Source organism: Corynebacterium sp. HMSC05C01 (assembly GCF_001807155.1).
GTDB lineage: Bacteria > Actinomycetota > Actinomycetes > Mycobacteriales > Mycobacteriaceae > Corynebacterium > Corynebacterium coyleae.
The window spans coordinates 34,320-49,104 of record NZ_KV787948.1 but is presented as its reverse complement, the minus strand read 5'-3'; the positions used below and the strand labels follow the sequence as shown (position 1 = coordinate 49,104).

The following is a 14,785-nucleotide window of genomic DNA, read 5'->3' as shown; positions in this document are numbered from 1 at the left end:
GCAACCATCGTGCTACCCCGCCCGCACAAACTCACTTCATCCGCCGACTTCAAAACGGCGATGAAGCAGGGAGTGCGCGCGGGGTCTCGCACATTAATGGTCCATGTCTACCCACGCCCGGACGAGGTCATCACAGGTGGCCCACGTTTCGGGCTTGTGGTGTCTAAGCAGGTCGGCAACGCCGTGACCCGCCATGCGGTGTCGCGGAGGTTGAGGCATGTGGTGGTGCAACGTGGGGTCGTCGATAAGCTGCCGCGCAATTACGACGTCGTCATTCGCGCCCTGCCGAAATCAGCCACCGCAACCAGTGATGACCTCGCGCGCGACATGGAACGCGCCATCACCAAAGCGCTGAACCGCTGATGGCGTACTACAACTTCGCCGGCGGCGAAATCCCCGCCGCCCGCGGACCGGCCGCCAAAGCGCTGGTCGGGCTGATTCGCGGCTACCAAAAATACCTCTCACCCCTTAAAATGGGCGGGACCTGTCGTTTTCTGCCGGTATGCAGCGCGTATGGGCTCGAAGCTGTGTCTCGGCACGGCGCTCTACGTGGTGGGATGCTGGCGGCGGCCCGGATCTGCAAGTGCGGACCCTGGCACCCGGGGGGCTACGACCCTGTCCCGGGCAGCATCGAATTGAGTGAGGAGTAACACCGAAACGTGCTGAATTTCATTTATTGGCCGATTTCCTGGGTGCTGAAGTTCTGGCACGAGGTTCTCGGCTTCATCCTTCCGAAGGATTCAGGTATTTCCTGGATCCTCGCCATCGTGCTGCTGACATGCACGGTGCGTCTGCTGCTGCTGAAGCCGATGGTGAACCAGATGCGGTCCACCCGCAAGATGCAGGAGATGCAGCCGCGGATGCAGGAAATCCGCGAGAAGTACAAGGGCGACCAGCAGAAGATCGCGGAGGAGACGCAGAAGCTCTACCGCGAGATGGGTACCAACCCGCTGGCATCCTGCATCGTGCCGCTGGTGCAGATGCCGATTTTTATTGGCCTGCTGCACGTGCTGCGTTCCTTCAACCGCACCGGTGACGGCGGCGGCGTTGGTCTTGGTTTCACGGTTGAGCAGAACCGCAACACCGCCAACTACGCCTTCCCGCCGTCGGACGTGCAGTCCTTCCTGGACGCGGACTTCCTCGGTGTGCCGCTGTCGGCGTACATGTCGATGCCGGAGGAGATGTTCGCAGCCTTCGGTAACGCTGACCTGACGCGTGCGAACATCATCGCCGTCTGTGCCCCGCTGGTCGTGCTGTGTGCTGCGTTTACGCACTTCAACGCCCGCATCATGATCAACCGCCAGGCCGCCCGCAAGGCTGCCGGCAAGACCGCGAAGCCGCAGGGCGAGATGGCCGCGATGATGGAATCCCAGATGGGCATGATGAACAAGATGATGCTCTGGTTCTTCCCCATCATGATTCTGGCCACCGGTGTCATCTGGCACATCGGCCTGCTGTTCTACATGCTGACCAACAACGTGTGGACCTTCTTCCAGACCCGTTTCCTGAACAACAAGATGGACGCCGAGGAGGCTGCCGAGGAGGCCCGCAAGGTGGAGATGAAGCGCACCACCGCGCCTGCCCCGGGTGCCCGCAAGGTGGATCGCCGCACGAAGAAGCAGCGCAAGCAAGGCAAGTAAGCATTTGCTTATCGACGACGCCCCGGCCCCACCCGGGGCATTTTTCATGCCCATATATATGGTGTGGGGCCGTGTCGTGGAGCCGACTACAGTGTTGTGCATGTCGGATACGTCCCCTGCAGCCGCAGCCCAAGTTTTCGGAGATCGCCTCGCATTAGCCGAGGCCTACCACCAGTCGTTGGCCACCACCGCCGCCGAGCGTGGTTTTATTGGCCCCAAGGAAGTCGCGCGCCTGTGGGAGCGCCACATCCTGAACTGCGCGGTGATCTCAGAGGCGTTCGAGGAGGGGCTGAAGGTGGCTGACATCGGCTCCGGCGCCGGCCTGCCCGGCATCCCGCTGGCGATCGCTCGGCCGGACCTGAAGATCACGCTCATCGAGCCGCTGCTGAAGCGCTCCACCTACCTGCGCGAGATCACCGAGGAGCTCGGCCTGGACAACGTCACCGTCATCCGTGGCCGCGCCGAGGAGCAGCCGAAGGCATCCTTCGACGCCGTGACCTCCCGCGCCGTGGCACCCTTGGGCAAACTTGCCGGCTGGTCGCTTCCGCTGCTGCAGGGCGGTGGGGCCATGATCGCCATGAAGGGCGAATCCGTCGCCGAGGAGCTGGAGCGCGACGCCAAGCTCATCGCCAAGGCTGGCGGTAAGGATCCCGAGATTCTCACCGTGGGTGCGACTACGCTTGAACAGCCAACCACCCTAATCCGCATCACCCGCAAGAAGAAGGGGGAATAAGTGGATCACTACGATGACACGCCTTTGATGGAGGAGGCGATGCGGGCGGCGAGGGTGTCGTCGAGAAGCGAAACGCTCCCGCGACCCGACCAACCCCGCGTGATCACCGTTGCCAACCAAAAAGGCGGCGTCGGCAAAACCACCACCAGCGTCAACCTCGCGGCGTCACTGAGCCGCCAGGGCATGAAAGTGCTGGTGATCGACCTGGATCCGCAGGGCAACGCCTCCACCGCGCTCGGCGCCGAGCACACCTCCGGCACCACCTCCAGCTACGAGGTGCTCATCGGTGAGGCCGACGCCGCCGATGCCGTGCAGGCGCACGCAGACAACGAGAACCTGTTCTGCATCCCAGCCACCATCGACCTCGCCGGCGCGGAAATCGAGCTGGTGTCCATGGTGCGCCGCGAATACCGGCTCCACGACGCCATCCGCCGCGGTTTCATGCAAGAACACGGCTTCGACTACGTATTCATCGACTGCCCACCCTCGCTCGGGCTGCTGACCATCAACGCGATGACCGCCGTCGACGAAGTACTCATCCCCATCCAATGCGAGTACTACGCACTCGAAGGCGTGGGGCAACTGCTGGGCAACATCGGCATGATCCGCGAACACCTCAACCACAACCTGCACATCTCCGCGATCCTTTTGACCATGTACGACGCCCGCACCCGCCTCGCCGCCGACGTCGCCGACGAGGTCCGTGGCCAATTCGGCCAAGTCGTGCTGAACAACGTCATCCCCCGCTCCGTGAAGGTCTCCGAAGCGCCGGGCTACGGCCAGACCGTCATCGACTACGACCCCGGCTCCCGCGGCGCACTCGCCTACTTCGACGCAGCCAAAGAACTCGCGCTGCGCGGCGACTACCAACCCCACCCCACCACCGGCCCAATTGGCGTGAGCCCGGAAGTCTCCGCCCAACTCGACAGCACTTCCGAGGAGGACTAAACCATGGCAGAACGCAAAGGCGGCCTCGGCCGCGGACTGGCAGCGCTGATCCCGTCGGCACCCGCAGACATTGACAAGAACGGCAAAACCCCCGGCATCGGTGGCAACGCCTCCGACGTGATCTTTGGCAAGCAGGACAAGGACTCTGGTGCTGGTTCTGGTGCTGCGAAGAAGGGAGCGCCTAAGGGGGCGCCGCGGGCTGTGAAGGGCGCGCCGACCGTTACTGCGAAGCAGGACAACGTCATGCAGCCGGTGCCGGTGGGCGCCCGATACCAGGAAATCCCGATCGGCCAGATCATCCCCAACCCGAAGCAGCCACGCCAGGTCTTCGACGAGGATGAGCTCGCCGAACTGGTCCACTCCATCCGCGAGTTCGGCCTCCTCCAACCCATCGTCGTCCGCGACACCCCCGAAGGCTTTGAACTCATCATGGGCGAGCGCCGTTGGCGCGCCTCGTCCAAGGCAGGCCTCAAGCACATCCCGGCGATCGTGCGCGAAACCTCCGACGAGGACATGCTCCGCGACGCACTGCTGGAAAACATCCACCGCGTGCAGTTGAATCCCCTCGAAGAAGCTGCCGCCTACCAGCAACTTCTCGACGAGTTCGGCGTCACCCAAGAACAACTCGCCGACCGGCTCGGCCGCTCCCGCCCCGTGATCACCAACGCGATCCGCCTGCTCAAGCTGCCGGTTCCGGTGCAGCGCCGCGTCGCCGCCGGTGTGCTGTCCGCCGGCCACGCCCGCGCGCTTTTGGGCATCAAACTTGGCGACGACACCACCGACGCCCAGGCCCAACTCGCCGATCGCATCGTCGCCGAGGGCCTGTCCGTGCGCGCCACCGAAGAGGCCGTCTCCATGATCAACGCTGGCGGCAAGGTGCCGGACAAGCCGAAGCGCCAGCCTGTCCCCCAGCCGGAGTACCTCACCCAGGCCGCCGACTCGCTTGCCGACATCTGGGACACCAAAGTCTCCGTCACCATGGGCAAGCGCAAGGGCAAGATCGTCGTCGAGTTCGGTGATAAGGACGACTTCGAGCGCATCATGAGCCTCATCCAAGGCACCGACTAGGGGTTTTAGGCGGCTGGTTTGGGTCGCCTGTGCGCCCGCGGTGTCCGCATGCCCGCTGCCGGCCTGCCACGCTGCCTGCCGTGCCCGCCACCGGCAGCCGATTCTGACAAATTCTGCCGGACTTTGTCAGGGTCGTTTCTGACCTGCACGTTTACCGGCGGCTGACAGATTCTGCCGCAATATGTCAGTGATTGGGTGCCGGGCGACGGGCGCCCGCTGCCGCGATAGAGGTTGCGATCGAGGCCGTTGCCGCTCCCCTCACCAAAAAAGTTCCACGGAAATCGGCAGATCGCGTTAGGCCCGGGAACTATTTTCGGCCTGCGACGGCGCGACCTGGGCGAAGTGAACTATTTGGGCCCGGAATGCCGAAATAGTTCCCAGGCCGGGAACTATTTGGGTAAAAGAGGGCCGCGGCGGCGCCCAACAACCGGCGGCTAGGCCTGCTCTTCGCGCAGGAGCTCCTTGAAGGAGTAGGTGCCGGTCGGGCGGGTGTCGTGGTCCAGCAGGTAGAGGCGCTTCACGGCGACGACGACGGCTTCGGCGATGGCGTCGCGCTGGGCGGGGTCGGTAAGTACGGCCAGGTCGCCTGGGTTGGTGAGGTAGCCGGCCACGAGCTCCACCGACGGCATGCGGGTCATCCGCAGCATCTCCCAGGTGCGGGCGTGGTTGCGGCAATTCTGCAGGTCAGTGCGGGCAGCGATCTCGCGCTGGATGTAACCGGACAGGGTTTCGCCGGTCATCGAGGAGCTGCCGTGCTCGGAGCCGAAGTAGAAGGTGGCAACGCCGTTGGCCTTCTCGTTTGGGTAGGAATCCAGACGCAGTGAGATCAGCAGGTCGGCGTTGAAGCCGTTGGCCAGGTCGGCGCGGTGCTTGTTGGATGGGTTGTCGCCGCGCGGGCGGGACAGGATGGTTTCCATGCCGGTGGCGACCATGCGGCCCTCGATGCGCTGGGCGAGGTCCCAGAGGATCTCCTCCTCCGTGATGGGACCATACGGGCCCTCCACAACCAGGCCCTTGTCGGAACCACCGAGGTCAGGGTCGATGACCACGCGCTTACCGGCGAGGTTCGGGCCGGCCTGGCGGACGGTTTCGCGCTCACGGATCGCCTGGGCGGAACCTCCGGTGATGCGGCGGCCAAGCAGGGACAATGCATGCAACGTGTCGGGGCCGCACACACCGTCGTCTTCCAAACCGGAGTTCAACTGGTAGTTCATCAACGCTTCGTAGGTCGCGGGGCCGAAGCGGCCGTCGATGCGGTTGGCGTAGAAGCCGAGCTCGTGAAGCTGTGTCTGCAGCTGGCCCACGTCGTCGCCGACCATTTCTTGGCCCGGCTGGTAGCTCAGCACGCGTGCGCCCAACGTGTAGGAGGCTTCGCGCAGCTCGCGGAGCGTCAGGTCGTCGATGGAGCCAGACGGCAAAATGCCGCGAGATTGTTGGAAGGCTTTGAGGGCTTCGGCGAGGGTGTCGTCGAAAAGCATCTCGCTTTCGGTGAAGCGACGCGTGCTATCGATTTCGCCTTCGTATCCGTCGAGGAGACCGAGGCGGGCCAGCGACAACCGAACCTCGGCAACCCGCGAGCTGGAGTCGCCAACGTGCAGCAAGTCTTGCACTAAGCACCTAACTTTCCCGGTCGAAAAAACAAAACCAACTACAACAGCTTACGCGTCGAGCTGCGCCTGGATCTTAGCGACGATCTCCGACTTCGGACGCAGACCCACAAACTCGTCGACGCGCTTGCCGTCCTTGAACAGCAGCACGGTCGGAATGGACATGACCTGGAACATTGCGCCCAGGGTGCGCTCGTTGTCCACGTTGACCTTGGCTACCTTAACCTGGCCTGCCATCTCCGACGCGATCTCATCGAGCAACGGGGAGAGTTTGCGGCACGGGCCGCACCACTCTGCCCAGAAGTCCACGAGAACCGGGGTGTCGGACTCGATGACCTCGCTCTTGAAGGTGGCCTGGGTGACATCTACTGGTGCGCTCATGGCCGTTAGTTTACAGCTCCGCGAGATAGTGCTGTGCGTCCAACGCGGCACGGCAGCCCGAACCAGCCGCCGTGATGGCCTGACGGTATGTCTTGTCCACCAGGTCACCGCAGGCGAACACGCCGGCGACGCTGGTGCGTGTCGACGGATCCTCCACCGAAACGTAACCGCCCTCGTCTACAGCAACCTGGCCCTCGAGGAACCCGGAGCGCGGGTCGTGGCCGATAGCAACGAACAACGCGGTGGCATCCAGGACGGACTCTTCGCCGGTTTCCACGTTGCGTACGTTCAGTCCGCCAACCTTGCCGTCTGCCTCAACGACTGATTCGACGACGGTGTTGGTGACAAACTCGATCTTCTCGTTCTGTCGCGCGCGCTCCAGCATGATGGCGGAGGCACGGAAGTTCTCCGAACGGTGGATCAGGGTGACCTTGTAGCCAAACTTGGTCAGGAAGGTTGCTTCCTCCATTGCGGAGTCGCCACCACCGACGACGGCGATGTGCTGGTCTTTGAAGAAGAAACCGTCGCAGGTGGCGCAGGTGGACACGCCACGGCCGGTCAGTTCGGCCTCGCCCGGGATGCCCAGGTGGCGTGGGGCTGCACCGGTGGCAAGGATGACGGCGCGGGCGTGGAACTCCTCGTCGTCCACGAACACTTTCTTAATCTCGCCGGAGAAGTCCACGCGGTCTACCAGTTCAGGGCGCAGGTCTGCACCAAACTTATCGGCCTGCTCGCGCATGTTGCCCATCAGGTCTGGGCCGAGCACGCCCTCGGGGAAGCCGGGGAAGTTCTCCACGTCGGTGGTGTTCATGAGTTCGCCGCCGAACTCGTAACCCTCGAATACGAGGGGCTTGAGCTCGGCGCGAGCGGCGTAGAGCGCGGCGGTGTAGCCGGCCGGTCCGGAGCCGATGATGATCACATCGTGGATGGTGTCTACATCGGTGCGGGCGGTGGCGGGTTCCGTTGCGGAATCGCCGCTTTCGTCGGTCTGCGGGGTAACGAAATTGAATCCGGAGAAGTTCATATCGGTGAGTCTAGCTGCTTGTTAACCTCTCCCCGATTGCTGCAGCTACTGCCTCCCGGGCACGGTATCTCCGGGACTTCACGGTGCCCGGTTTCACGCCTAATTCGTGGGCGGCGTGCTCGACGGACATGCCTGCGACATCGATCAGCCACAGTGCCTTACGCTGCCCCGACGGCAACACGTTGAGCGCCTGGCGCATCGCGATGGTGCGTTCCATGGCCTCCATGGGGTTGTAGGCGAGGTATTTGTTCATGTCGCTGCTGACGGCCACGGCGTCGTCGTCAAGACTTGCCTGTGCGCCCGCGCGCGTGAACTTGCGTTGGTGGTCGATGGCGGCGTTGATGGTCATGCGGTGCAGCCACGTGGATAGCTTCGCTTCCCCGCGGTAGGTGTGCAGGCTGCGTGCCGCCTTGAAGAACGCGTCCTGGACGATGTCCTGCGCGTCTTGGTCGTTGCGCGTGTAGTTGCGGGCCACGTAGTACATGGCTTTGTGGTGGCGTTTGACGATCTGCCTGAACGCTCGTCGGTCCCCGTCGAGGTATTGGGCGACTAGAGCCCGGTCATTGCGGTAATCCATGATTCCCCCCAGAAAAGTGTTGACCCCCAGTGTGCACGACCCCCGCCCCGAAGGGAAGGGGTCAATTGCACAATCTATTGGACATCCACATGCCCTGCCAACGAAACTTCCGAAATTTCGAGCGGTTTCTGTTCCGCCGGGGTGAAGGAGATGATGACCTCGGTCAGCGCGCCGGTGTAGTCCACATCGGCACTGATCTGGCCGGTGCGCACCGTGCCCTCCGACAGCACCACAGGCGCTTGACCACCCGCGGGCACGCCGGAGATGGTGAAGGTTGCGCCGGTTGCGCCGGAGGCGTCGATAAGCACTTGCTCGAGGTCGAACGGCTGACCGTTGCTTTGCTTGACGACGAGATCCCCTCCGACCTCCCACTTCGTGGCCCGATCACCGTCAACGGCGGCGTGAGCATCAGAGCCGGAAGAGCCAGCAGAGTCAGCAGAGTCAGCAACAGCCTCCAGCGGTGCGATGAGCACGGGTACGCGTGGGGCGGGCGCCACGGAGGATGTCGCGACGGCTTCCTCTTCTTCCTCCCCGGAGACGATGTCCACCAGGTAGGTCGTCAGCACACCGATCGCCACTGCGGCAGCCACGGCCACCAGGGTGACCAGCGCGATTGTCAACGGCTTGGTGCGGCCGCTGCCGAAGCCACCGTGGATGACGTCCGGGTCCTCCACGTGCTCGGGCACGGGCTCGACGGACTCGGGCACCTCGACGACGGGGATGGTGTCGGTCGGGGTGTCGTCTTCCTCGCTGTGGCGGCGCGAGCCCGGCAGGTTGGCTGCTTCCTTCAGGGCGGTGGCGATTTCGCGGAAGGCGGCTTGGTCGACGGCGTCGGCGTCGACAAGCGCTCGCGTGCGTGCGGTGATCTCGGCAAGGTCGTCGGAGGTGACGTTGGAGGTCAGCAACTCCAGGGCGGCGGCGAACGCCTCGGCGTCGGTCGGCTTTGTCGCATCCGGCAGGACGGCCGGGAATGCGAGGCGCACGATGCCGTCTGTATCAATGCGCAACTGCTGGCGGTTGTCCAGACCCAGCGGCACGCCGGCCTCGTGCGCGGTGGCCAGCGCAGCAGCCAGCGGCACGAGTGCATTGGCGACGGCCTCCGTGTGCAGCGTCTGGCCCGACTCCGCAACAGCCTTCACCGAGGAGCCCTCGATCCAGTCGGACACCACGACGGCGCCGGAGCGGAACGACAGGATCTCCACGTGGTCCGGCAGCGCCGGCAGGTGCATGTTGACCAGCTGGCGGGTACGGCGCGCGATGCCCGCGGCCTGCAGGGCGGCCTCGCGCGGGGTGGCGGGCGCCATGGGGGCGGCACCGGTGGTGTCCACGAACGTCAGCGCGACGTCGCGGCCAGTGGCAATCTCGCGCGCCTGCCAGAAGCGGGCGCTGGAGGTGGCGCCGTGGTCGCGGATGAGGCGGAACCGGCCGTCGGACACGGACGCACCGGGCACGAGGCGCGGGCCGCGGACGACACCGGCGGACATCGGCGGCGGTACCGGGGAGGCGTTGAAGGTGTCGGCGGCGAGGAACTGGTTGGACATTTCGCGCGGGTCGACCTGGCCCACTTCGAGGCCGCGGTCGGCATCCGCGGTGATGAACCGGCCCAGGCCCGGGATGCGGCCCACGGCGGAGCCCAGGTTCTGCACCTCAGGCAGGCCGGAGCGCGACAGCACGACGCCGGTGACGATGAGGAACAGCACGCCGAGCAATGCGATCTCGATCAGCGATCCCAGCGACGGCGCACCGATCATGCGCCCAAGGGCTTCCGGGAGGTGGAGGCCGGCGACGTCGCGAAGCAACCAGCGCACGCCGAACACCGCGGCAACACCGACGGCGGACGCACCGATGGCCCACAGGGACGTGCGTAGCACCTCACGGAACTGCAGGGTGCCAAGCTTGCGGCGCAGTAGCAGCGCACCGATGATCGCGCCGGCCACGAAGCCGAACCCGTTCGCGGCACCCAGCAGGATGACCACGTGGCCCGGCTCGCTCGCGATGGTCGGCGCCAGCATGGACAGCGCAATTTTGGTGCCGGTGATGCCGGCGATGATGAACGTTGGCGTCCAGGCCTCCTCGCGCGCGTAGAACACACGCAGGTGCAGCATGACCAGTGCGTACGGGATGAGTGTGAACGCGGCGGCGCTGATGGTTAGGCCGAGGGTGTAGGCGGCTTCGTCGCTAAATGAGCCGTAGGCGAACAGGGCGCTGGCGATGTCGGGGCCGAGCGCCGTCATGAACACGATGATCGGCAGCAGGGCGATAAACGTCAGTTTGGTGCCCATGGTCAGGTCGTGCACGACAGCCTTGTCGTCGCCGTCGGCGGCGTTGCGCGACAGGCGCGGCATGATCGCCGTCAGCAGCGTCACGCCGATGATGCCGTACGGCATCTGCAGCAGCATCCAGTGCTGTTGGTAGATGAACTGTGCCGCCGGGTCCGCCGCGAACGCGATGCGGGTGGTGATGACGTAGCCGAACTGGCTGATCGCCACATAGGTGATGATCGCCAGGGCCATGCCGCCGAACTGCTTGAGGCGCTCGTCGATACCCCACAGCGGCCGCAGGTCGATGCCCAGTTTCCGCAGCGCGGGCAGCATGATCAGGCACTGCACCACCACGCCCGCGGTGGTGCCCAGGCCAAGCAGCAGGACGTGCGGATTGCTTATCGACGACGGCGCTGCCGGATTCAACGTCCCCGGCAACGCCATATACGCCACCAGCACCGCGATGGAGACGACGTTGTTCGCCACCGGCGCCCACGCGCCCGGCCGGAAGTGTTCCTTCGTGTTCAGGATGGCCATGAACAGGGAGAACATGCCGTAGAAGAAGATCTGCGGCAGCAGCAGGTAGGCAAAGGATGTGGTTTGGACGAGGTTGCCTGTGGAGTCCTCGTCCAGCATCATCTCGGTCAGCCACGGCGCACCGACGACGGCGAGCAGCGTGACCACCGTCATCAGCGTCAGCGTGAGCGTGAACAGGCGACGGATAAAGGCGGCACCGTGGTCGGCGTCCTCTTTCTCCGCGCGGACCAGCACCGGCACGACCAGTGCGGTGAGCACCGATCCGAGCACGATCTCGGTGATCAGGTTCGGCAGCGTGTTGGCGGTGTTGAACGCGGAGGCGACAACCTCGCCGAGCGCCGCACCGATGAGCACGGTGCGGATGAAGCCGGTGATGCGCGAGATCAGCGTGGCAATTGCCATCGAGCCGGTGGCGCGGACGACTTTTTCGCCGTCGCTCGGTTCGGTGTCCTCGGCAGGCTCGGTGGGCTCGGCGACCGCAACGCTTGTCGCGGCTGTGGCGACAGCGGCGGCGTCGTCAGCCGTCGGCGGCGGGGCGATGGTCTCGCCCTTGGGGCTGGTGGTCAGCAGGGACTTGTCCGGCAGGCCGGTTGCCGCCGGGGTGGGCGGCTTCGGCTCGCGCGGGGCCGGTACTGGCGCCGGGGGTGCCGGGGCGACGATGCGGCGGCGCAGGCCAGCCTCGGGCTGGCTGTTGTCCTGTGCTGTCACGGCTGTCTCCGTTCACGTGGGTTGCTGGGTGGTGGGCGTTTGGTTGGGCGCCTGTTCGGCGGTGCTTTCCTGCGGGTGATGAGCAGGAGCGCTAGCATCGCGGCGATCAGCGCGCCGGCGAGCGCCCACCCGCCGAGTTGGAGCCCGGCGGTGCGCACGGAGATGTCCACCGGGCGCGAGATCGGTTGGGCCGAGGCACCCGCGAGGTAAAGCTGCAGGTCGGTGCCGCGGTTGTTGTCGGGCAGGTCGGCGGTCATCTGGACGGTGACGGAGCCGCGTGCGGGGATCTTCAGCGTCCCCGGCACGTTCAGTTTCGCGCCGTCGGGCCCCCAGTAGCGGATCTGGGTTTGCACCGGCAGCGGCATTCCGTTTTGGGCGACGATGAGCAGTGGGCTTGACGACGACGCCCTGGTGTACACGTTCCCCGGCGGGATCAACGTCACGGAATCGCGCAGATCGTTCAGCGTTGCCCGGCTGGCGGCGAGGCGGTCGCCGGTGGCGCGCACGGCGTCGTCGTAAAGCGAAAGTGCCCTGCGTCTGTTGGTGCTGAGCGCGACGAGCATGTCGCGGCGCAGTGGCAGGGTGAAGCCGTAGCGGGTCAGCGCGATGGCGGGGTCGTTTGCCATGAGCGCGGTGATGTCGTTGATGAAGCTGTTTTGTTGCGTGACCTGCAGGATTTCCGCGTCGGTGAAGGCGGCGGGGTCCGAGAATGTGGCCGTGGTGTCGGCGGGTGGGACCTCCGGCGGGGCGGCGAGGTAGTCGCCGAACGAGATCGGGCGGGAGGTTCCGTCGGCGATCAGGCCCGCGACCGTGCCCAGGAGCACCGCGGCGGTTTTCGCGTCCCACGTTGCCGGCGGGTTGATCATCACGGGTTGGGTCGGTGCGTCGCCCTCACCCGTGGTGGCGCTCTGGGCGGCAAGCCGCATCGCTGCTGCGGCGTTCACATCGCGCGCGGTATTGGAATCCCGGGTGTAGTCGAAACGCAGGCCCGGGTTGGAATACCCCGGCGTGTCCGGGTGCTCCCCCGTCGCCGCTAGCACCGCGGCCAGCGAATCCTGGTACCCGACCTCCATCACGCCGGCAGTGTTCCACGTGAAACGTTGCGCATCCGCAGGCTTTGCGACGAGCACCTGCACCGGCACCTCCGGCACCGGCGCCGCCGCGCCCGAGAAGTCTGCGAGCTCCGCGCGTTCGAGCGCGCTCTGGTGGGAGTTGGCTTCGGCGTCGGGCGCGCTGTCAGCTTGGGCCGCCTCCCACGCGGCGTGCATCCCGCCGTCGAACACCGTGGAGCGGGTGTGGTCCGCCCAGCCAAGTGCTGGCCCGGCGCCCGGCTCGATGTAGCCGGTGCCGGCGACCACCGTATTGATCGTGCCTTCCGTGCCCAGCACCCGCTGCAGCACAAACGGTCCGCGCTCGACGGCCTCGCGCATCAGCCACGGATCACCCGTACGCGCCACTGCGTTGAGGTCCGCGTTCGCCCACGGCAGCGCCACGGTGCAGCCGGTCGCGGCGATCTCGCGCACTTTGTCCAGCCACGCCTTCGCGTCCTCGGCCCCGGAACCTGGGGTGCGGTGCGTGTCGTCGTTCGAACCCCAGCTGTCGCGCAGACGCTTCGGTTCCTCCACCACGGCGGGGCGCGAATCACTGACGGTGTAGCCGCCGGTCATGCGGTCCACTGTGTCCACCAGCGCCGGGTCGAGCGCCATGCAGGTGGCGTAGCCAACCTCAGGGGTTTCCACCGCCTTGCGGTACTGCTCCACCAGGGTGTCCAAGCGCCCGCCGGGTGCGAGTTGTTCCGCCAGTGCGTCGCTCTGCAGCACCAGCGGCGGGTCCTCGGGGGCCTCGCCGGTCTCTCCCGGCACGATATTCACCGGAGCGGAGACCGGGTACAGGGCGGTCAGCCCGCCCGGTTCGACGTCGTCGGCCGACCCGCGCACGGCCAAGTGGAAGCGGTCGGTGTCCAGGGTGGCGCTGGTGTCGTCGATAAGTTGCAGCATCATCGGGTACGCGCCGATGCCGCCGGGCGCGGTCATCTGCAGCGACAGCTCGGCGCTTTCGCCGGGGCGCAGCCGGGTATCCACGACCACCTCGTCGCCCACAACGCTGTACTCCCCCACCCCGGCGACGGCGGCCACGCGCTGCTCGGAGACGGAGCCCACCGGCGCGGCGCGACGCGTGAGCACTTTGAGGCCCTCGAGGGTTGTGTCGGTCTGATTGGTCACGCGAAGTTTCACGTGAAACGGATCGTGCGCGGAGACGACCGCGGGGGCGTCGATAAGCGACACGCGCGCGAGCTGGCCCTCACCCGGGCGCACCGCCGGGTTGACCCACTGCTCCGCAACCTCAGGGTTCTTCGGGCTCACCGGCACCGCAGGCACCGCGCGAGCCGGGGTCGCTGACGGGACCGCCAGCGCCACCGCAACCGCGGCCGCAGCTAGACGGGAAATCGGCCGAATCATCGCGGGGTAGACCTTCCGGCGGCGACTTCCTTCCGCGCCAGCTCAGGCATCCGGTCAAACGCGATACGCGCCAGTTTGCGCTCGTCGGCATACGCAAGGTGCTCCATCAACTCGCTCATGGGCACCCAGGCCACTTCGGTGACCTCCGGGTCTTCGTCGTTAAACACGCCGTCCACAAACCGCAGCAGGTTGTGGTGCACCGTCTTGTGGATCCGCACTCCGTCGGACACAAACCAGTAATCAATGGTGCCCAGGGTGTCGAAGGCCTCGCCGGTAATACCGGTCTCCTCCCAGACCTCACGCTCTGCGGTGCGCCACTGGTGCTCGCCATCCTCGACGTGGCCCTTCGGCATCGACCACAACAACCGCCCACGGCGATCCAGCCGGCCAATCAGCGCGACGTAGATGCGGCTCATGTCTACCTTGCCGTCCGGGCCGACAGCCTCCGCCATACCGGAGACCACCAGACCACCGGCTGAGGTCTCGTCGCGCACCTCCATCGAAGAATCGTGCTGGCGGTTGTACTGCGAATGACGGCGATGCTGGTTCCGGTTTCGGTTCCGCTGATTCCCGCGCCCGCCCCTCCGGCGGTTGTTCGGGTTACGGCGACGGTGTTGCTTCTTCTTCGGCTTGTCGCCGTCTTCTGATTGGTTCTTGTCTTGGCCCTGCTGGTTTTTATTCTGGCCGCCGCGGCGCTTCCGCGGACGACGCCGCCCGCCGGATCCCCCCTTACCGCTGGGGGGACCCGGTACAGGCCGCGTGTTGTCACTCATTCGTGCCATGCTATCCGGCTTCAGGCCGGTTGTGGTACTCCACGCGCGGGGGTGGCGGGTATCGTGTCC

At 65.7% G+C, this 14,785-nt stretch carries 13 protein-coding genes; 6 read left to right on the top strand and 7 right to left on the bottom strand.

Annotation, left to right across the window (positions count from 1 at the left end):
- The first annotated feature begins 9 nt into the window (after positions 1–9).
- From rnpA to HMPREF3145_RS03665, 6 genes are read left to right on the top strand one after another with little or no spacing between them, the layout of a single operon-like run.
- Positions 10–363 (top strand): ribonuclease P protein component, encoded by a 354-nt coding sequence (gene rnpA, locus HMPREF3145_RS03690; protein WP_070421911.1) that lies wholly within the window; start codon positions 10–12, stop codon positions 361–363.
- Positions 363–650: a membrane protein insertion efficiency factor YidD gene (gene yidD / locus HMPREF3145_RS03685; RefSeq protein WP_070421910.1), complete on the top strand. Its 288-nt coding sequence runs from the start codon at positions 363–365 to the stop codon at positions 648–650. Before rnpA ends, yidD begins: the two co-directional genes overlap by 1 nt.
- A gap of 9 nt (positions 651–659) precedes the next feature.
- On the top strand, positions 660–1,640 hold the full coding sequence (gene yidC, locus HMPREF3145_RS03680) for a membrane protein insertase YidC (RefSeq protein ID WP_070421909.1): 981 nt from the start codon (positions 660–662) through the stop codon (positions 1,638–1,640).
- A gap of 4 nt (positions 1,641–1,644) precedes the next feature.
- Entirely contained in the window at positions 1,645–2,373 is a 729-nt protein-coding gene (gene rsmG / locus HMPREF3145_RS03675; protein WP_371325694.1) for a 16S rRNA (guanine(527)-N(7))-methyltransferase RsmG, read from the top strand.
- A 27-nt stretch (positions 2,374–2,400) separates the two neighbouring features.
- Positions 2,401–3,321: a ParA family protein gene (locus HMPREF3145_RS03670; RefSeq protein ID WP_101732884.1), complete on the top strand. Its 921-nt coding sequence runs from the start codon at positions 2,401–2,403 to the stop codon at positions 3,319–3,321.
- Between the two features lie 3 nt (positions 3,322–3,324).
- Positions 3,325–4,389, top strand: a complete 1,065-nt coding sequence (locus tag HMPREF3145_RS03665; RefSeq protein ID WP_070421906.1) for a ParB/RepB/Spo0J family partition protein — start codon at positions 3,325–3,327, stop codon at positions 4,387–4,389.
- Between the two features lie 434 nt (positions 4,390–4,823).
- Here the strand turns inward: HMPREF3145_RS03665 and HMPREF3145_RS03660 are convergent, their stop codons facing one another.
- The 7 genes from HMPREF3145_RS03660 to HMPREF3145_RS11935 form a co-directional block, all read right to left on the bottom strand.
- Complete coding sequence (locus HMPREF3145_RS03660) at positions 4,824–5,999, bottom strand: N-acetylmuramoyl-L-alanine amidase (protein ID WP_070421905.1); 1,176 nt, start codon at positions 5,997–5,999, stop codon at positions 4,824–4,826.
- A 48-nt stretch (positions 6,000–6,047) separates the two neighbouring features.
- Positions 6,048–6,377, bottom strand: coding sequence for a thioredoxin (gene trxA, locus HMPREF3145_RS03655; protein ID WP_070421904.1), 330 nt, complete (start codon positions 6,375–6,377; stop codon positions 6,048–6,050).
- Positions 6,378–6,387: 10 nt separating this feature from the next.
- On the bottom strand, positions 6,388–7,401 hold the full coding sequence (gene trxB, locus HMPREF3145_RS03650) for a thioredoxin-disulfide reductase (protein ID WP_083279369.1): 1,014 nt from the start codon (positions 7,399–7,401) through the stop codon (positions 6,388–6,390).
- Between the two features lie 10 nt (positions 7,402–7,411).
- Positions 7,412–7,978, bottom strand: coding sequence for an RNA polymerase sigma factor (locus HMPREF3145_RS03645; RefSeq protein ID WP_070421903.1), 567 nt, complete (start codon positions 7,976–7,978; stop codon positions 7,412–7,414).
- A gap of 74 nt (positions 7,979–8,052) precedes the next feature.
- On the bottom strand, positions 8,053–11,484 hold the full coding sequence (murJ, locus tag HMPREF3145_RS03640; RefSeq protein WP_070421902.1) for a murein biosynthesis integral membrane protein MurJ: 3,432 nt from the start codon (positions 11,482–11,484) through the stop codon (positions 8,053–8,055).
- Positions 11,481–13,943: a DUF6049 family protein gene (locus HMPREF3145_RS03635; protein WP_070421901.1), complete on the bottom strand. Its 2,463-nt coding sequence runs from the start codon at positions 13,941–13,943 to the stop codon at positions 11,481–11,483. The genes murJ and HMPREF3145_RS03635 overlap by 4 nt, the downstream gene beginning before the upstream one ends.
- Positions 13,940–14,716, bottom strand: a complete 777-nt coding sequence (locus tag HMPREF3145_RS11935; protein ID WP_083279368.1) for an NUDIX hydrolase — start codon at positions 14,714–14,716, stop codon at positions 13,940–13,942. Before HMPREF3145_RS11935 ends, HMPREF3145_RS03635 begins: the two co-directional genes overlap by 4 nt.
- Positions 14,717–14,785 lie beyond the last annotated feature (69 nt).

Bases quoted from the DNA above. Each gene is read 5' to 3' on its own strand.
- HMPREF3145_RS03670 (WP_101732884.1), top strand. From the start codon at position 2,401: ATGGAGGAGGCGATGCGGGCGGCGAGGGTGTCGTCGAGAAGCGAAACG.
- HMPREF3145_RS03635 (WP_070421901.1), bottom strand. From the start codon at position 13,943: ATGATTCGGCCGATTTCCCGTCTAGCTGCGGCCGCGGTTGCGGTGGCG.
- HMPREF3145_RS11935 (WP_083279368.1), bottom strand. From the start codon at position 14,716: ATGAGTGACAACACGCGGCCTGTACCGGGTCCCCCCAGCGGTAAGGGG.
- trxB (WP_083279369.1), bottom strand. From the start codon at position 7,401: ATGAACTTCTCCGGATTCAATTTCGTTACCCCGCAGACCGACGAAAGC.
- HMPREF3145_RS03665 (WP_070421906.1), top strand. From the start codon at position 3,325: ATGGCAGAACGCAAAGGCGGCCTCGGCCGCGGACTGGCAGCGCTGATC.
- trxA (WP_070421904.1), bottom strand. From the start codon at position 6,377: ATGAGCGCACCAGTAGATGTCACCCAGGCCACCTTCAAGAGCGAGGTC.
- yidD (WP_070421910.1), top strand. From the start codon at position 363: ATGGCGTACTACAACTTCGCCGGCGGCGAAATCCCCGCCGCCCGCGGA.
- HMPREF3145_RS03645 (WP_070421903.1), bottom strand. From the start codon at position 7,978: ATGGATTACCGCAATGACCGGGCTCTAGTCGCCCAATACCTCGACGGG.